Source organism: Sodalinema gerasimenkoae IPPAS B-353, assembly GCF_009846485.1.
Classification (GTDB): domain Bacteria; phylum Cyanobacteriota; class Cyanobacteriia; order Cyanobacteriales; family Geitlerinemataceae; genus Sodalinema; species Sodalinema gerasimenkoae.
This window is the reverse complement of the sequence record NZ_ML776472.1, coordinates 1271296-1288779: the sequence shown is the minus strand read 5'-3', so window position 1 is coordinate 1288779 and position 17484 is coordinate 1271296. Positions and strand designations below refer to the sequence as shown.

At 51.6% G+C, this 17484-nt stretch carries 16 protein-coding genes and 1 tRNA gene; 4 read left to right on the top strand and 13 right to left on the bottom strand.

What is annotated here, in order from left to right:
• Positions 1–53: 53 nt before the first annotated feature.
• From prmC to L855_RS05715, 4 genes are all read right to left on the bottom strand, one after another.
• Positions 54–983 carry a peptide chain release factor N(5)-glutamine methyltransferase gene (gene prmC, locus L855_RS05730; RefSeq protein ID WP_159785301.1) on the bottom strand — a complete coding sequence of 310 codons (930 nt, stop codon included), beginning with the start codon at positions 981–983 and terminating at the stop codon, positions 54–56.
• Between the two features lie 12 nt (positions 984–995).
• A complete protein-coding gene (locus L855_RS05725) occupies positions 996–1847 on the bottom strand; it encodes a Tic22 family protein (RefSeq protein ID WP_159785298.1) in 852 nt (283 codons plus the stop codon).
• 152 nt (positions 1848–1999) lie between these two features.
• Positions 2000–2944, bottom strand: a complete 945-nt coding sequence (locus tag L855_RS05720; RefSeq protein WP_159785295.1) for a helix-turn-helix domain-containing protein — start codon at positions 2942–2944, stop codon at positions 2000–2002.
• Positions 2878–3681: a pseudouridine synthase gene (locus tag L855_RS05715; protein ID WP_192925002.1), complete on the bottom strand. Its 804-nt coding sequence runs from the start codon at positions 3679–3681 to the stop codon at positions 2878–2880. The genes L855_RS05720 and L855_RS05715 overlap by 67 nt, the downstream gene beginning before the upstream one ends.
• A gap of 131 nt (positions 3682–3812) precedes the next feature.
• Here L855_RS05715 and thyD point away from each other — a divergent pair, with 131 nt between their 5' ends.
• On the top strand, positions 3813–4739 hold the full coding sequence (gene thyD, locus L855_RS05710) for a thylakoid membrane protein ThyD (RefSeq protein ID WP_159790983.1): 927 nt from the start codon (positions 3813–3815) through the stop codon (positions 4737–4739).
• Positions 4740–4882: 143 nt separating this feature from the next.
• Here thyD and L855_RS05705 read toward each other — a convergent pair whose 3' ends face one another.
• The 7 genes from L855_RS05705 to psb32 all read right to left on the bottom strand — a co-directional run bounded on the left by L855_RS05705 (position 4883) and on the right by psb32 (position 10444).
• A complete protein-coding gene (locus L855_RS05705; protein WP_159785289.1) occupies positions 4883–5074 on the bottom strand; it encodes a hypothetical protein in 192 nt (63 codons plus the stop codon).
• Positions 5075–5394: 320 nt separating this feature from the next.
• A complete protein-coding gene (locus L855_RS05700) occupies positions 5395–5814 on the bottom strand; it encodes a tetratricopeptide repeat protein (protein ID WP_159785286.1) in 420 nt (139 codons plus the stop codon).
• A 134-nt stretch (positions 5815–5948) separates the two neighbouring features.
• Entirely contained in the window at positions 5949–6305 is a 357-nt protein-coding gene (locus L855_RS05695; protein WP_159785283.1) for a HesB/IscA family protein, read from the bottom strand.
• Between the two features lie 103 nt (positions 6306–6408).
• A tRNA-Val gene (locus tag L855_RS05690) sits at positions 6409–6480 on the bottom strand.
• Between the two features lie 246 nt (positions 6481–6726).
• Positions 6727–7455: a RadC family protein gene (radC, locus tag L855_RS05680; RefSeq protein ID WP_159785280.1), complete on the bottom strand. Its 729-nt coding sequence runs from the start codon at positions 7453–7455 to the stop codon at positions 6727–6729.
• 94 nt (positions 7456–7549) lie between these two features.
• Entirely contained in the window at positions 7550–9514 is a 1965-nt protein-coding gene (locus L855_RS05675; RefSeq protein WP_159785277.1) for a hypothetical protein, read from the bottom strand.
• A 168-nt stretch (positions 9515–9682) separates the two neighbouring features.
• A complete protein-coding gene (psb32, locus tag L855_RS05670; protein WP_192925001.1) occupies positions 9683–10444 on the bottom strand; it encodes a photosystem II repair protein Psb32 in 762 nt (253 codons plus the stop codon).
• Between the two features lie 159 nt (positions 10445–10603).
• Here psb32 and serS point away from each other — a divergent pair, with 159 nt between their 5' ends.
• On the top strand, positions 10604–11884 hold the full coding sequence (gene serS, locus L855_RS05665; RefSeq protein WP_159785274.1) for a serine--tRNA ligase: 1281 nt from the start codon (positions 10604–10606) through the stop codon (positions 11882–11884).
• Positions 11885–11981: 97 nt separating this feature from the next.
• Here the strand turns inward: serS and L855_RS05660 are convergent, their stop codons facing one another.
• Complete coding sequence (locus L855_RS05660; RefSeq protein WP_159790981.1) at positions 11982–13571, bottom strand: MBL fold metallo-hydrolase; 1590 nt, start codon at positions 13569–13571, stop codon at positions 11982–11984.
• A 258-nt stretch (positions 13572–13829) separates the two neighbouring features.
• Between L855_RS05660 and L855_RS05655 the strand changes: the two genes are divergently transcribed.
• Positions 13830–15368 carry an efflux RND transporter periplasmic adaptor subunit gene (locus L855_RS05655; RefSeq protein ID WP_159785271.1) on the top strand — a complete coding sequence of 513 codons (1539 nt, stop codon included), beginning with the start codon at positions 13830–13832 and terminating at the stop codon, positions 15366–15368.
• Positions 15369–15392: 24 nt separating this feature from the next.
• Entirely contained in the window at positions 15393–15779 is a 387-nt protein-coding gene (locus L855_RS05650) for a hypothetical protein (RefSeq protein WP_159785268.1), read from the top strand.
• Here the strand turns inward: L855_RS05650 and L855_RS05645 are convergent.
• Positions 15739–17454 carry a DUF262 domain-containing protein gene (locus L855_RS05645; protein ID WP_159785265.1) on the bottom strand — a complete coding sequence of 572 codons (1716 nt, stop codon included), beginning with the start codon at positions 17452–17454 and terminating at the stop codon, positions 15739–15741. The genes L855_RS05650 and L855_RS05645 overlap by 41 nt on opposite strands.
• Positions 17455–17484 lie beyond the last annotated feature (30 nt).

The following is a 17484-nucleotide window of genomic DNA, read 5'->3' as shown; positions in this document are numbered from 1 at the left end:
AAGACGTGGGGGCAATCCGTTGTGGTTGCTCTGCTTTTCGCTATTATTCACGATTAACGGTGATTTGTCTGCGTTAGGACGAAGCGATCGTGACCGGCGAAATCGTGGATGACTTGGGGAACCTCATAGTTGCCGCTGTCTTGTAGCAGTTGACAGACGGCGGGGGATTGACCGCTCATGATTTCTACGAGCCAAAGTCCTCCCGGTTGCAGGTATTGGGGGGCGGTTTGCACGAGGTGACGTAGGGCCGTTAAGCCATCGTCGCCGCCGTCGAGGGCTAGGTGGGGTTCGTGGTGGCTGACTTCTGGTTGTAGGTGGGGAATCTCACCACTGGGGATGTAGGGGGGATTGGATAGCATCCCGGCTAGTTGTCCTTGTTGCGCCACTAGAGGGTCAAACCAACTGCCTTGATGGAATTGGATGCGATCGCCCAATCCATGACGCTCTGCATTGCTTCGGGCCAGCTTTAGAGCCTCGGCACTACAGTCTACAGCATGGATTTTAGCGTGGCAAAGGGCTTGAGCGAGGCCAAGGGCGATCGCCCCGCTTCCCGTGCCTAAATCGACCCAAATTCCGGCGCTATCTGCACCTTGGGTCTCCAGGATAATATCAATAATGGCTTCAGTTTCTGGGCGGGGAATCAAGACCGCTGGGGAGACGAGGAGGTTCAAGTTGCGCCAGGGAACAGAACCGAGGAGATATTGCACTGGGGTGCGATCCCCCAGACGTTGCTGCCAGAACTGGGTCAGCTCCTCCAGAGAACGGCTCAGGGAGAGGCGATCGCCCGGTTGTCCCAGGCGGAACGTCAGGCGCTCCAACCTGGCCCCCTCATATAACAGCCAATCGACCTCAGCTGGGTCAATCCCCCCGGCCAAAGCACCGCTACGGGCCTGATTACGCCAGGCCCGCACTTGAGCAACTGTAACCTCAACCGTTACACCCTGAGCCTGATGCCGTTCCTGACATCTGGGCTGTTGAGACATTTGCCCCATAACCTATCGCCCAGAACCGGGGAGTGCAGGCGCACCTTCTCCAGGCTGAAGTTGAGGTTGTTGTTGCTGCTGCTGTTGTTGCATCTGCTGCATCATATTGCCCACAAACTCCAAGGACTCACTATGAGGCACAAACATTAACTGTCCGACCACGTCATTGTCCTCATTGCGGAGCGTTTCCAACACCCCTTCAAGTTGCACCACATCCGTTTGCACAGTCGCCGCAAAATCCGGCTGTTGTTGTTGGAAGCGAGCAATCACATTCTCTAAATCCTCCCGGTCAAAAAACAGGGGAATCACCACCTCTCCATCGAACTCCACGGTCATATACCCTTGATCCGGACCCGCCGTTGCCATGAACAGGGGCACTCCCGGATAGACATATTCTCCATTTTGTTGGAGGAGTTCATCTTCGCGACCGCTATCGAGGAGAACAGAAACAGCGGATTCTACCTCCTGGCGAGTGGGAACATAGGAAAACTCAATCGAACTCTCCTGTTGTCGATGGCTTTGTTCGAGACGATAAACCTCTGCCAAAGAAATCACGGTCACCTGAACCTCTCCTGCCATTTCCGGTTGTTCTTGGGTGAGGCGTTCTACAAACCGGTTGGCATCCTGAGGATTCATAAAGACCCCAGCCACCTCGGTGGTTCCATTTGCCGATTGAGGATTCGACACACTGGCAATTAGAGGGGACCCCTCAGCATCGGTAATAGCAAAAACCGGAACCGATGCCAGTTTTTGCATAATTTCATCTTCGGACAGGGCCAAGGCGGGGGCTGGAGGAGAGACGGCTCCCAAGAGCGTTCCCCCAACCAGTCCTAACGTGGCACCCCAGCGAATTAATGATTTCATAGAAACTCCTTCAAACTCCTTGACAACAATCTGCTCAATGCAGCCCATTATTTGATCTAAGCCTGGTTAATCCCTGGCGATCGCCCTGGACAGACAGTGCTTAGAATGCCACAAGCCCATAGACGAATTATGTTGCTAATTAGTTCGTTGACTTAGTTGGTCGACGCAGGATTATTACCCGAACCTGCACCCCCTCGCGAATCTGCCACAATTGTCAGTTCCTCAACACTACCCGGCGCGCCCATGGGTTGGGCTTCACTGCCATTAACGGCGATCATGACGCCTCCAGCATTTCCGGCAATCACCGTAAGTTCACTGTCAGCACTCCAGGTGTGAGTCCCCTCATCGAGCATTCCCTCAAACGTCGTCTCACCGTCAGCCACCACCTGAATCCAGGACTCATCGGTGAGCGTCACGCCTACCTGCACCTTCGATATGTTATCGGTATTCTCCGAGGAACGAGCATTAGCCGTCACCGTTGATGGGGTGGCTTCTGGGGCCGCAACATCTGATGAACTCGGGCCCAAATCCGGTGTCAGTTCATCGAGATTCTCTGCTGTTTCCGGCGGAGGTAAAGCACTATCCGGACTGCGGGAATCGGAATTGACTGATTCGGACAGTCCCCGAACCGAGAAGACAACCAGGACGATATAGAGAAGATAAAGATGGAACGATCGTAGTTGAGTCAGTGGCGACCCCTGCCAACCGGACTTGGCGGTTTTGGACTCATAGCCGGTAGGAAAGTCTCGGGCATAGGCTGAGCCATCTAGCCCAACATAATCGGCGAAGCGTCGCAAAAATCCCTGAACATAGACAGGTTCCGGCAGCTTTGTGAGGTCGCCCTCTTCAATGGCCCGCAGCAGACGAGCCGGAATCAGCGTTTGCCGGGCAATTGTATCAATGGCCACAGACTGCTCTTGACGAAGTTCACGCAACTGCGCGCCCATAACCGCTATTTTTTGAGCTTGAATCTGGGGAAGACTAAGCTTTTCCTTTTTCTGTTTCCGTTTGAACTGAATCCGCGAGAACTTCATCCGCTGTGCTCCTTGAGCTTCGATCGCACGCCTACTGATTTTAGGGTGAGTTGCGTTTGCCATGACTGTAAAGCATTAATCTCTGATTTGGTCAAACAGCGATGACACCCTGGAGGTAAGGCATTATCTTGGTCAGAGTTCAGTTGAACTGAGCCAATCTTCGTCCGATGCAGTGTCTCAACGGGATGTCCGAGTTGTTTGGCAATGCGACGAATTTGGCGGTTGCGTCCCTCGGTTAACACCACCTCGAGTTGAGTTCGTCGTTGGTCGTCTCGGTTTTTAACCTGCACGTGAGCCGGTAGAGTCTTGCGCTGATCTAGGATGACCCCTTCTCGCCATTGTTGCAATAGTACCTCGGAAGGAGAGCCTTGCACCCAAACCTGATAGGTCTTGGCTACATGATAGCGAGGATGAGTTAAAGCATAGGTAAGACTGCCATCATTTGTCAGTAATAAGGCCCCAGTCGAGTCAGCGTCAAGACGACCGATGGGATGAAGTCCTTGTCCCTGAGTGAGTTGGGGTGGTAGAAGACTGAGGACAGTGGGCCGCCCATGGGTGTCACGACAGGTGCTGACCACACCGGCCGGTTTATTGAGGAGGATATACAGTCGTTGCGGTTCTTGTTCAGGATTAACGACGCGACCATCCACGAGGATGCGATCGCGCCCAGGATGAGCTTTCGCCCCCAATTCGGCCGTAGAACCATTGAGGCTGACCCGTCCTTGACGAATCAACTCCTCGGCACGGCGTCGGGAGGCGATGCCCCAATGCGATAAGAGTTTTTGTAGTCGTTCTTCCACGCGCGAACTCGATGGCAGATGCCAAAGTGAAAGCCGGACCCCATGACAGGATCCTGTTGTTACACAAATCTTACATGGAAATCCCCCCATTGATAGTATGAATAGGAAAATCTCAAACTCAGGGTTTAATGATGAAAGTGGCAATTACCGGTGCAACCGGCTTTGTTGGGCAAGCGTTAGTGCGGCATCTGGCCGAGAATGGCTCCTCGGTGGTGGTCTTAACCCGCAATCCCCAACGGGCAAGACGGCTGTTTCCTGAGTCGGCATTTCCTAAGCTGGAGGTGGTTGCCTATAATCCCTGTGAATCTGGGGCTTGGCAGGCATCGATTTCTGGTTGTACGGGGGTGGTGAATTTGGCGGGGGCACCGATTGCCGATCACCGCTGGACGGCAGACTATAAACGAGAGATTATGGAGAGCCGCACTCGGACGACGGAGAAACTGGTGGAGGCGATCGCCGCTGCTCCTGAACGGCCCCAAGTTCTGCTGAATGCTTCGGCGGTGGGCTATTACGGAACCAGTGAGACGGAGACGTTTGATGAAACGAGTGGCTCTGGTGAGGATTATTTGGCTCAGGTATGCCAAGCTTGGGAGGCAGCCGCTCAAGCGGTCACCGTGACCGGAACGCGCCTGGTGATTGCCCGTTTTGGCATTATTTTGGGCCGGGATGGGGGGGCGTTGGCGAAAATGTTAACCCCTTTTCAGTTGTTTGCAGGTGGCCCCATTGGTTCTGGCAAACAATGGGTGTCCTGGGTTCACCGTGAGGATGTCGTGCGTTTCATTGCTCAGGCCCTATCCAATCCCGAATTTTCTGGGGTTTATAATGCCACGGCCCCGAATCCGGTACGGATGCAAACCCTCTGTCAGGTGTTGGGTGAGGTGATGTCCCGTCCCTCTTGGCTGCCGGTTCCTGAGTTTGCCTTGGAACTCTTGCTCGGGGAGGGGGCAATGGTGGTTTTGGATGGTCAACAGGTACTGCCGAAACAAACCCTAGCTGCCGGGTTTGACTATCATTTTCCCACGGTTAAACCCGCGTTGGAGAATGTGCTGGCCGAGTAGAGGCTAGGGAAGGGAACGCCACGTGTGGATTTTTCCTACTGTTCATGAAAAAGGCAACACCTGGGGGAGGTGTTGCCAAAAGGACTTAGTTAGAGTTGTTGGTTTTGGAGTCCAGAACATCCAGAATCACAGACCCAAAGGGGTTAGTCTACTAGGTCTTCGACGGACTCTAGATTATCGGGATCAACATAGTGGCAGCTCACGTCATCAAAGCAGATCAGCGCCCAGCCGGACTCGTCAACGCCCATGAACTGATATTCGCCGTCGCGAACAAAGAACCCTTGGTGATTACGGGTTTCTGGTTTAATGGAAACGTTTTTGTTAGTATTACTCATGTGATGTTTCTCCTTTAAAGTTCTGATTGATGTGAACGGAATAGTTAATGTCTGACTTCACACAATCTTATCACTATCTTCTTGGTTTTTTTATAAAGTAATTTAAGGAATTGTGAACTATGTGTTACAATTCCGGGCGGGATATCACCGGCTTATATAGGCGCAAACCTAGACTGAACGAGGGTTTCATGGAGAAAAACGGGAAACGCGGATGGGCGAATTTGGAGCCGATCGCCCCCAAAATAGTCCTTAGACTGATCAACCCATCCTTAAGTTTTCAATCGCTTTTCTTAATAGAACGTTACAGTTGGGGCAAAATTCTAAGCAAAGAGCCAGGCTTGCACCCGTTTAAGATTTTGCCAGTCGGGTTTACGGGTTAGGCCATCCTGACAATTGCGTTCTAACTCCTCTCGGAGTTCGTCAGAGTAGGCCATGACCTCAAGGGCACGATCAATATGGCTTCGGACTCCTTTTTTATCGATCTCCAGCATCGCTAGGGCTAAGTTGACTTGTGCTTGGGGATCTTGAGGAGTGAGTTTAACGGCTTTGTTGGCGGCGTTATAGGCGGATTTGGGGCGATCACTCAGGAGATACAGCCAAGATAGGCAAGTCCAGGCGGCGCTATTCTTGGGGGCGCGATCGCAGATATCTTTAAAGATGGGGATGAGATCTTCGACAGCCTCCCCATTCTGGTAGCGGGCGATGGCTTGTTCAAATTCTGTTTCGAGGGGGGTAGTCATAGATAGTCAAACTCCGACGGAGGTGAGGTTGATGATAGAAGACGGGGGATCCCGCCATAAAAAGAGGGACGTTTAAAAAAACGCCCCTTCATAAGATACGGGAAATTGACAACATTCTTGCCAGTGTTGGGAGACTAGGCGGAGAATGAACTCCCACAACCACAGGTTTGGGTGGCGTTGGGGTTGGTGAAGGTGAAACCACCACCAATCAGGGCGGTGTTATAATCGAGAACTAAGCCATAGAGGTATAACAGGCTTTTGCGATCGCAGACTACCTGAAAGCCTTCATAATCATAGACTTCGTCATCCTCACGGACGTTGCTCCCGTCTTCAAAGTCCATGGTGTAGGACATCCCAGAACAACCACCCTGACGAACGCCAACTCGCAAAAACAGGTCTTTCCCCTGCTGTTCACGCAACGCCATCACCTGCTTGAGTGCAGTTTCGGTCATCTGAATACCCCGTTGCTGAGCTTGAGTTGCTTGAGTCATCAGTGTACAGAACTCCTAAAACTTAGTAAGGGCAAAAGAAACTATTACCCTATGATAGTCAGATATCGGCTGTGATTCTATTGTTGATTTAAAAAAAACCAAATGGGCGATACTGGATTCGAACCAGTGACCCCTTCCGTGTGAAGGAAGTGCGCTACCACTGTGCTAATCGCCCATAGATTTCCATTCTAACCTAGTTTTTCACGTTTGGCAAGAGGGGAACCACAGAGTCACAGAGGGCACGGAGGAGGAGGAGGGAGAGGAGGGAGAAGAGGGAGAGAAGGGAGAGGAGGGAGAGGAGGGAGAGAAGAGAAAATCCCCCCTATTGCCTATTGCCTAGGGCGTCCACAAGGGTACGCCCCTACGTCAAGAGGGCGACCACAAGGGTACGCCCCTACGTCTTTTCTGTTCCCTGTTCCCTCTACTCCTGAGGAAACTCCTGCCAGAGTTTCGTTTGCTGGCGGAGGCTGGCGTAGTTGCCGTGACCGAGAATCAAATGGTCGAGAATGGGAATAGAGAGGATTTGACCAATCTGTAGGAGACGGTGGGTTAAATCGAGATCTTGCTGACTGGGGCTAACATTGCCCGTGGGGTGGTTGTGGGCCACGATCGCCCGGTTGGCCCCTTGACGAATCACCTCCCGGAAAATGTCGGGTGGATGGGCCAGGGTTTCGGTGGCGGTGCCGATGGTTAAGACTTGGCTTCCTAAGACGCGGTTGCGGACATCGAGTAGGAGAATCGCAAAACGTTCGGCATCCTGCCACATGAGATCATGACTTAAATAGGCCACTGCTGTGGCGGGATCTTCAATCACCTGACGTTCCGTGGGGCGAGTTTGAAAGGCCCGTTTCCCTAACTCGATCGCCGCTACAATCGTCGTTGCCTTGGCCATGCCAATTCCAGGGATTTGCATTAATTCCTGGGGGGATACTGTGCGCAGGACTTCCAAGGGTTCGGGACTGCGATCGCCCAGTTGACGGAGAATTTTCTGCCCTAACCCCACGGCTGAGAGATTCTCACTGCGGTTGCCTGTTCCCAGCAAAATTGCCAAGAGTTCCACTGTTGCTAAATGACTCGCACCACAGGCCACCATCCGTTCCCGAGGGCGTTCCGTCAGTGGCATATCTGCGATGCGAACGTTGTACCCCATAGCTATGTCACCCTGAACTTGCCGAAATTGCCCGTCATTCTAAACGATCGCCCTGGAAATGTCCGGTCAACTCCCGAAATTTCCGTGATTACACTCAATGTTTCAAGGTCAGATTCAGAGAACAGGAGGGATCACTGGTGAGGGAGAGACTGAGATAAGTGGGGGAGGTGATGGGGGGGAGAGGATAGGTAAAGGAACCGTCCGTGAGGGGAAACTCCTGCTGTTGGACTGCCTCTCCGTCTTGATTGTGACGCCTTAGCTGCACCTGTCCCTCCTGACAGGTTGAGGCCAGTTCCCCGTCTAGGGCGTTCATCTCTTGGGGCGAGAGATATAACAGAGACAGGGGCGTGTCCCCAGATATCTCATAGGTGTCCTCTGTTTTGTGAATCCTGGCCCCCGGAGGAACGGATACCCATTGCTGGTGGCCCTCATAGCGAGGGGCGATCGCCTCCTGGATGTTGGCTAAGGTTTGAATGGCCGTCGCCAAATCCGTATCCCGAACTCGCCGATAGAGTCGAACCTCAACGTCGGAGAGATTAAAGCGACGGTTCAAACGCAGGAAATCCCGAATCAGGGTCCATTCCTGATTAAAGGCATCGGAGACAACGCGCACCACCATTTGTTCATCGGGGCGTAAACTATGTTGAAAGGAATCGGGAACGACTACTGTTTGCGCTTGTAATAAGGCTCCTAAGGGATACTCATCACTAGAGTCTACTTGGGGAACCCGTAACACGGCCAGTTTGAGATCATCTCCATAGACTTGTCGTTCTGCACTACGAATTAAGTCAGGGTTGAGGCTGTCGGAAGAGGCGGCAACATATACCGGTTGTGGCATATCTCGTAAGGCGGCCACTAATAAGTCCACTTGGGCGATGTCTTCGCGAATCAGGGGGGGATATCCTTGGGCTAAGCCGGGAACTTGAGGGAGAGATAAGGGCGTTAAGCCAATGATCGCATTCAGGCCCACCAACATCCAGACTAAAACCCCCACCCGGCGCGTTTCCCAAATTAAGGCGGCAATTCCCCAGACCAAGAAGGGGGCAAAATGGAGCGTATAGTGAACGTGGGTATAACGGACGACTCCCAGCCATAAGCCGATTTCCCAGAGACCAAACAGGAACGGAAAGGCACCCCGTTGCGAGTCTTGAATCGTCAGCCAGCCCAGAATCGCTAATCCCCAGAGTAGCCATCCCGCCCCGTTTCCGTAGTAACTCAGAACTTCACCGACGGGATAGGTGAAGGAGGCATAGAGACTGCGATAATCCCGACTGAGGCTATCTTGTAAAAAGTTGGGCATGGCGATCGCCAGAACCAGAAAAGCAGACAGAGCGATGGTGGTTCCTCGTAAGATTGTCGCTACAATTGCCCCAAACCCCCATCGCCAAAAGCTCATCACTTCCCACATCAGCATCGCCCCCAAAAACGCCACTACACTATAGGCAAAATGACGACGAAAGGCGATCGCCCCAGCGAACAAAAGTCCTACCTCCATTAAAGTTACGATGGTTGGCAGGCGAACTTTGGCGCTCAGTTCATGACTTTTAAGGTATATAAAAATTCCCAGACAAATTAAGGTCATTCCCCCGGTATCGGGTAAGCCTCTTAAACTGGTGGCGAGGGTAAACGGACTCAGTAAACTTAAAAAGACAGTTCCCCAAAATACAGAACGAGCCGGCGCGTTAATCAGTTGTGTGGCCACGGCACCTAAACTCAGAGAAAAGGGAAGCAAGTAGATGAGAACCAGGCTAAGAATATAGGTGAATCGGGATAAGCCAAAGATATCAAACACCGGCAGCAAGGGAACGGTAAATAATAGATTGTATGAGGTTGTATCTCGTGACCCCAAAATCAGGGTTAAGGCGTCTAGACGGGAGTCTTGATAGATGTCAAATATATATCTGGCAAAATGTTGATAGTTTATAAAATCTGACCAGTAATAGGTTTTTTCACTAGCAATATAGAGGGCTGTAAACAAACACAAATTAAAAATCAAGACAATAAAACTGGTGGCATTTAGCCATTTCTGGCTATGATAAAGTAAGTTGATTCTAGTCATTGCTACTCAGTTTTAAATGCTGGCAAACCGTCATAGCCACAAGAGCAGGGCACGCCACTTTCCTACTGCCTACTGCCTACTGCCTATTACCTACTGCCTACTCGTGCATCTAGGGGCAAACATTGTCTCAACGCGACCCCAAGATGCACGGATGGGGATCAAGAAAACCTAGGAGTAGAGGGCATAGTACGTCACCATCGGAATAACCGTGGCTGCAATGAGTAGCACAATGACAAAGGTGGTGGCATCACTGCGTTTTTCTGCTGTTTCCTCAGCGGTGGCAAAGGTTCCTTCCACTTGCACCTCTTTCACCTTCAATTCTGGCGCGCCCGGATCACCTTGGCCCGAGAGAACCGCCACGAGACGATCTTTGGCATCAATGAAGGCTTCATTATACTTATCCCCTTCAATCAGAGGATAGAGGACTGTTTCCTGAGCGACACTCTCAGCAATCTCCGGGGTGAGTTCATCGCTGAGTCCCGAACCAACGCGGATTCCGGCGTTATTGGTGACCACATCTAGGGAAATCAGCACCTGATTCGCTTGCTCCTCTGGGGTGGAAAACCATTTCTCAAACAGTTTCTCGGTAAAACTTTGGATGGTTTCCCCATAGTCGATGTGGCGAACCGTCACAAAACGTACCTCGGCGCCGGTTTGGTTGCGTAGTTCTTCGAGGGCGTTGCCAATTTGGATTTCGTTAATGCGGCTGATGGTGTTCCCCTCATCCAAAATCCAGGTATTCTCCCCTGGGGAGACAAAGGGCATATTGTACACACTCACCGCGAGGGCTGGGGAGGGGCAAAGCCAAAGGGCGATCGCCCCGAGGATTGCCAACAGCCTAACCTGGATATGTCCGAGGAGGCGATCGCGAAGCGTGCGGGAAACGCAATCCCCCCCATCCTGTTGAAAGAAGCGTGATTGTATTGTCATCGGTTTATTATCAAAAAATGGCATCATTTCTCTAGGATACAAAGCGATCGCCCCTCTGGTTGTCCTTGTAAACAATGTTCTCAAGTCTGGGAACATGGCAAAATACAGGTCTGGGAGATTGTTCCCTCCGTTGCTAACCTCTATCCGTAACCGTCCACTGTGCTAGACATCAAACTGATTCGAGACAACCCCGAAGCCGTCCGAGAGCAGCTCGCTCGGCGGGGTGATGCTTATGATTTAAACCCGATTGAAGCCCTTGATCGTCAACGCCGGGAACTCGAAACCGAGCGATCGCAGCTTCAGGCCCGTAGCAACGAAATCGGTAAGGCGATCGGACAGAAAATGAAATCCGGGGCTGATCCCAACAGTGACGAGATCCAACAGCTCAAAGCTGAAGGAAACCAACTCAAACAGCAACTCGGGGAACTCGAACCCCGAGAAAAGGAGATCAGCAGCCAACTCAACAGCCTGCTCCTCTCCTTCCCCAACCTTCCCAGCCCTAGCACCCCCAACGGAAAAGACGAAACCGAGAACGTAGAAGTTCGACGCTGGGGAGATGAGTACAAACCCAAATCCGAGAAGTTCCTTTCCCATATTGATCTAGCTGAGGAGATGGGCATCATCGTCAGCGATCGCGCCGTCAAAGTGGCCCAAAGCCGTTTTGTTGCCCTCATCGGAGCGGGAGCGGCTCTAGAACGGGCCCTCATTAGCTTTATGCTAGATCAACAAATCGCGGCTGGCTATACCGAAGTGATGCCCCCCGTGTTAATTAACAGTCGTTCCTTAGAAGCCACCGGCCAACTCCCCAAATTCGCTGAAGAGAGTTTCAAATGTCAAGATGACGATCTCTGGCTGTCTCCCACCGCCGAAGTTCCCCTAACGAACCTCTACCGAGATGAGATTCTCACCGCCGACGAGCTACCCATCCATCATTGTGCCTATACCCCCTGTTTCCGACGGGAAGCCGGAAGTTATGGCAAGGATACCCGAGGCTTAATTCGGCTACACCAGTTCAACAAAGTGGAATTGGTTAAAGTGGTTCACCCAGAGCAGTCTGAAACCGAACATCAAAAACTGGTGGAAAACGCCGAAGCTATCCTACAAGCTCTAAAACTGCCCTATCGTGTCATCGAACTCTGCACCGGCGATCTCGGCTTCAGTGCCAACAAATGTTATGACTTAGAAGTCTGGCTCCCCTCCGCCGGAACCTATCGAGAAATTTCGAGTTGTTCTAATTGTGGGGATTTCCAAGCGCGACGGGGTAATATCCGTTTCAAGGAGAAAGGCAAGAAAGGCACGCAATACGTCCATACTCTCAACGGTTCAGGGTTGGCGATCGGACGCACCATGGCGGCTGTTCTGGAAAACTATCAACTTCCAGATAAAACGGTTCAAGTCCCCGAAGTCCTGCAACCCTATCTCAACCGAGAAGTTCTTTAACAGAGCAACCGCAAGGGAACAGGGAACAGGGAACAGGGGAAGAGAAGGCAGTAGGCAGTAGGCAGCAGGCAGTAGGGGGGATTGCCTTCTTCCCCTTCTAAAGCGGTTCAAACACCGAACAGGTTCCATCAGCAGTAACCTTAAAGCCATAGAGGGGAGAATCGGAGTTAAAACATTGCTGGGAGCGGTAGTAGGCACAATTAGCGCAACAGGGGAGACTGGGGGGAATTTGTAGGGCCCGTTCTCGTCCGAGGAGTTCCCGTTGGGAGATGCCCCGTAAGACTAACTCATCCCCTTGCCAGCGGGTTTCCACAAGGCCCGTATCCGCGAAGTTGTGCCAGCGGGAATCTTGACTGAGGGCTTTGTCGAGATGAACGATGATGCGCTTTTTGTCTTCGCTGACTTCTCCTTGGTAGCGGGAGTCGGGGAGTTCGGTGGGGGGGCGTTTATCCCGTAGGGGCAATTGCACCAATTTTCCGGCAGCGGGACAGTGGATTTGATAGCGATTACAGAGTTCTTCGAGGTTGGCTAAATCAGCTAGATAGTTGGGGGAGCCGTGGACGAAGATAATATGTTGGGGACGGAGGTTATGGATGAGTTGACTGGTTCCTGAGCGATCGCAGTGGGAACTGAGAAGATAGGGTTCAAGGTGAATCTGGGGAGCATCATCGAGACTGTCATCGGGGCCGGGATGGCCGGGATGGAGGGGATAGAGGATAAGCCAGGAGCGGGTATCGTTGACACAGAAGCGTTGCCAATCGCTCTCGATGTCCGTTAGGAGAATGGTGGGAACCTCGCCCAAGCTGGTATCGGGGGTGAGGCGACGCATTCTGGGGCGGATGCGATCGTCCCAGAAGAGGGGTTGGTGGTGGGCGAAGTTTTGGACGGCGGTGGGGAGATGGGGGAGGAGTTCTAGGTAGCGATCGCAGCCAGCGGCGAGGGAGGCATCCACCCACAAGTCAATGTTGCGCCCGGTAAAGTGATGGTGCGATCGCAGCAACATCAGCAGTTCTTGCCCTAATCCTAGACGGGGAACCGGCATGAGAATCAGATGTTGGTCTGCCAGAGCGCGATTGATGCGTTCAGCCAGCTCGTTTTCTTGCGTTCGCCGGCGGGGATAGCGAGCGGTTCCGTAGCTTCCCTCAACAATTAAAACATCAGGATGCCAGTTGCGGACTTCTTCGAGGGGAAGTCCTTCTGCGAGGCGGGAGTTAGAGAGAAGAAAGTCCCCCGTATAGACCGCAGAATAGGGGCGATCGCCGCCATGATAGGTTAAACGCACCAGGGAGGCTCCCGGAAGATGGCCCGCTGGGAACAGTTCCAACCAGAGGTTTTTAGCAATCTCGATCGCAGTTCGCCAGGGTAAGGCTTGGCAAATTTCGGGAATCTCGGGCACATGAAGCCAGTTCAGGGGCAACAGTTGAGCCGTCACCTCACTGGCATAGATAGGCAGATGAGGATAGGCCTGACGCAATGCCAAAAGTCCCCGAGAATGGTCACCGTGGGCATGACTACAGATGACACAATCAATTTGGGGTGCGGCATGATGGAGATCCCCCAGGAGAGGCGACAAATCCCCAATGCCACAGTCGAGCAGCACCTGATAGGGGCCAATTCGCAGTTGCAAACACAGACCCTCCTGGGCGTGACCGACACCGTAGGCTAGACATTCAAGCTGAAGGCTCACTGATGGCTGTTGCAGTCCTTGAAAGATATCTCCCCATGCTAACAAGTTGTACCCGTTGCTACTAGATGACCTCCCCAGATTGTTACGAATTGATAAATCCTCAAGTTTATCTTGACAAAAAAGAAAAAGCGTGTATTCAAATCCATCTAAAGCAATAAAGAGTTAGAATACAGAGAGGCTCCCTATTGCCTATTGCCTACTGCCTACTGCCTATTCCCTATTCCCTGTTCCCTCTCCCCTGTTCCCTCCACCTCCCCCATGGAACTCCCCCTATTTGCCAATCTCAAACATCCTGGCCGCTGGCTCATTGGAGTCCTCGCAGCGGGCCTCTTAGGAACAGCCGTGGTGGCTGGAGTTGCTAGTCGTCGTTCCAACTCCCAAATCGGCCTCGATGAACTCACCGTACAAGTTGAAGCCGCCGATGTGACAGTACGCATTGAAGCCACTGGAGAGGTGCAACCTGTGCAACGGGTGAACCTCAGCCCCAAAACCCAAGGGCGCTTAGAACGGCTGTATGTGGAACAAGGAGATGAAGTCAGCCAGGGAGAAATCGTGGCTGAGATGGAGAATCAGGAATTGCTCAGTCAGTTAGATCAGGCACAAGCTCGTTTAGCCCGCGCTCGGGCCCGGCTGCAAGAATGGGAAACCGGGGCCCGGCCTGAGGAAATCGATCGCGCTCGGGGGTCTGTGCGTCAGGCGGAGGCTCGCTTGGCTGGTGCGGAAGCCAATTTAGCTCAATTACGGGCAGGAAATCGCCCAGAAGACATTGCGGAAGCAGAGGCGGCGGGAAATCGGGCCCAAGCAAGTATTCGTGAGGCGGAATCTCGTCTGATGCTGGCGGAGGGGGAAGTTCGACGTCATGAACAATTGTATCGAGATGGGGCGATTTCTCGTCAGGAACTCGATCGCCGTGAAGATGAAATGCGTCGGGCTCAAGCAGCAGTTGAACAGGCCCAATCGGCCCAGATGGAAGCCCAGCGGCGCTTGGAGCGGATTCGCAGCGGTAGCCGTCGTGAGGAAGTTGACCGGGCCGAGTCGGAGGTGGCGTCCGCTCAAACGGATATCTCCCAGGCTCAATCTCAGTTAGAGGAGTTGTTGAGCGGAACCCGTCAGGAAACCCTTGCTCAAGGGATGGCCGATGTGATGGAAGCCGAGGCCCAGGTGCGATTTGCGGAGATTCAGTTGGAGGATACTCGGGTTCGCGCTCCGTTTTCCGGGATTATTACCCAACGCTATGCGGATGAGGGGGCTTTTGTGACGCCGGCCACGTCTGCGTCAACGGTGAGTTCGGCTACCTCAACCTCGGTGGTGGCGTTGGCCCGGGGGTTGGAGGTGTTGGCGAAGGTTCCTGAGGCGGATATTAGTCAGATTCAGCCGGGCCAGTTGGTGGAGATTGTGGCTGATGCGTTCCCGGATGAGGTGTTTCAGGGAGAGGTGCAGTTGATTGCACCTGAGGCGATTGTGGAACGGGATGTGACGCTGTTTCAGGTGCGGTTGGATATTCTCACGGGGTTAGATCAGTTGCGCTCGGGGATGAATGTGGATTTGACCTTTTTGGGCGATCGCCTTCCCAATGCGTTAGTGTTACCGACGGTGGCGATCGTGACGCGTCAGGGAGAAACTGGAGTTTTGGTTCCTGGTGCGGATGATCGTCCTCAGTTTCAGTCGGTGACGTTAGGCCCAACGCTGGGGAATCGGATTCAGATTTTGGATGGATTACGGGATGGCGATCGCGTGTTCTTGGAGTTGCCCCGAGGGGAGAATTTGGATGATATTCTTGGACGGAATTCAGATTAAATAGGTCTAAAAACGCCGTTTCTTATGAGTACAACCGCAGTAACACAGGTCATCACTACTCTCAAGGCGGCTCATGACAATTTGGGTCTTGAGCGAAGTCCTGATGATGACTTTTTTGGGGAATGGCGGCAGGATTTCCCCCCGCTGTCTGATGCAGAAAACGAGACCTTAGATTTAATTCGTCAACGGTTTCGCTACCATCGAGATATGGGGCAGGTTTCTGAAGGGGGGGTTAATGCGATCGTGGTGTCACGATTGCTTGAATTAGCTGGGTTTTATGACCCTTTTGTTTTCTCTGCTATCACGAGAGAATCCCCTGCGGCGAGTGCTTCAATTTTTGAAGGCTATTTAGGGTTGAGAGATGTAGGTTTCAAGGGAAATCAATTCGCCAAATTCCGGCAGCGATATTAGCGAGTTGACGTTGACGAGACTCGATTTTTCGTTCATTCCATTGGTCATAATGTTCGGCGATCGCATGAGTGATTCCGAACTTACTTTGTCCATATACGTCTCGCTTAACCCCATAACTTTCATTCCCAATTTGACGGTTTAGAGAGGCTTCTAATGGGGTCAAATTTCCCAAACGATAGCGCAATTGCTCCTGTTGGTATTCGTCCATATCACTCCAGGCGGCTCCTGGATGTTCTGGGAGGATATGTTCTAGGGTATAGATGGCACTTTCTAAATCAAATTCTCGTCCATAATTTTGTTTTTCAATGTTAAATAAAATATAGCGAACAAGCTGTTTATTCTGACGTTGAAACGTGGGAAAGCTTTTGTTAATAAATGCCGCCTTGAATTGTTTGTCATCGGGGTAAAGCGATCGCAACGACAGAAATACATCAGATGGATTGCTTAGACTTCCCTCATGAATCCTACGAGCAATGTCATTATAGCGTCTTTCTTGTTCATGACCTGGTGAATCACAGATGACCGAACGAAAGGAAATGACAGAAATTGCCTTAAGAATTCGTGTAAAGACTGAGCGATTATCCTCAAAAAAGCGGTCATAGCAAGTCATCAAAAATGACAATCCTTGACGAATTTCCAAAAGTTTCAACGCTTGTAAGCTGTGTTTCTCTGAATCGGCCCATTGAACATCTTGACCATCTTGAAGAGCCGTATAAATCTCCAAATATCTATCTAAGGAACGCAGTAACGCAAATCCTTGTTCTCGGGTTTGGATGTGGTGCTGCACTGTTTTAAATAATTCCCGTTTGCGAATCAACGGATACTGGCTATTCCAAAAAACTCGCAAAAACTCCGGGAAACTTTCCTGTCCTAAAATGCCGACAATTCTCTCCCAAAATAGTTCTAAAGATTCTACCTCAAGTTGATGGCGATCGCCCTGACCCAAGAGTGAAAATAAATAATTTTTGAGTAAATCTGTAGATGAGAGACGAACCCCACGAGCATTCAGGGTTTCAAAGACCTTAAACGCATTTAACTCATCGGTGACCGTAATCACCGTAAACACCAGTTTATCCACCCAAACATCGACAAAGCGAGCAAATTGCTGACCACTATCCACCTCCATCCCATGACGTTCTTTAAGCCGGTCTTTCAACCAAAAAAATGCCTTACGCAGCTGACTTTCTGACCCATTTAAGCCCCGATTAGGAATCTGCTCTAAGGGAACTAAATAGGTCTGATAAAAGCGGTTACTATGGCGATTTAATTGCAGTTTTGGGTAAGACAGAAGACTCACCGGGTCAACCTCGCCAATATAACTATTTTGTAATTGTTCTTGGCGGCGTTGATTCCTCTGACCATCTATCTCTGCCCTAATTAAATCCTGCAAATGGGACAACCCAGCTAAAATTAGAAGGCTGAGGGTGGTCATTCGTTGTTGGCCGTCAATGATGATAAAATTTCGGTAATCGGAAGATTGTAGGACGAGATAGCCCATATAATGAGCCGTCTCCCCATCCTCCTCAAATAAGGCATTGATATCCTGCCAAATATCATCCCATTCATCTTCTCCCCAGGCGTAATCCCGTTGGAAGGGAGGAACTTGGTAGGTGACTCCATTACCCAAAAGTTGGCGAAAGGTCATTGTTTGGGTATCGAAGTTAAGGCGTGTCATGGCTGAACCATTGGGGTTTTTTAGGGGTTA

Excerpts from the sequence above, each read along its gene's own strand:
- prmC (WP_159785301.1), bottom strand. The coding sequence starts at position 983 with ATGTCTCAACAGCCCAGATGTCAGGAACGGCATCAGGCTCAGGGTGTA.
- L855_RS05725 (WP_159785298.1), bottom strand. The coding sequence starts at position 1,847 with ATGAAATCATTAATTCGCTGGGGTGCCACGTTAGGACTGGTTGGGGGA.
- L855_RS05720 (WP_159785295.1), bottom strand. The coding sequence starts at position 2,944 with ATGGCAAACGCAACTCACCCTAAAATCAGTAGGCGTGCGATCGAAGCT.
- thyD (WP_159790983.1), top strand. The coding sequence starts at position 3,813 with ATGAAAGTGGCAATTACCGGTGCAACCGGCTTTGTTGGGCAAGCGTTA.
- L855_RS05705 (WP_159785289.1), bottom strand. The coding sequence starts at position 5,074 with ATGAGTAATACTAACAAAAACGTTTCCATTAAACCAGAAACCCGTAAT.
- L855_RS05700 (WP_159785286.1), bottom strand. The coding sequence starts at position 5,814 with ATGACTACCCCCCTCGAAACAGAATTTGAACAAGCCATCGCCCGCTAC.
- L855_RS05695 (WP_159785283.1), bottom strand. The coding sequence starts at position 6,305 with ATGACTCAAGCAACTCAAGCTCAGCAACGGGGTATTCAGATGACCGAA.
- radC (WP_159785280.1), bottom strand. The coding sequence starts at position 7,455 with ATGGGGTACAACGTTCGCATCGCAGATATGCCACTGACGGAACGCCCT.
- L855_RS05675 (WP_159785277.1), bottom strand. The coding sequence starts at position 9,514 with ATGACTAGAATCAACTTACTTTATCATAGCCAGAAATGGCTAAATGCC.
- psb32 (WP_192925001.1), bottom strand. The coding sequence starts at position 10,444 with ATGACAATACAATCACGCTTCTTTCAACAGGATGGGGGGGATTGCGTT.
- L855_RS05655 (WP_159785271.1), top strand. The coding sequence starts at position 13,830 with ATGGAACTCCCCCTATTTGCCAATCTCAAACATCCTGGCCGCTGGCTC.
- L855_RS05650 (WP_159785268.1), top strand. The coding sequence starts at position 15,393 with ATGAGTACAACCGCAGTAACACAGGTCATCACTACTCTCAAGGCGGCT.
- L855_RS05645 (WP_159785265.1), bottom strand. The coding sequence starts at position 17,454 with ATGACACGCCTTAACTTCGATACCCAAACAATGACCTTTCGCCAACTT.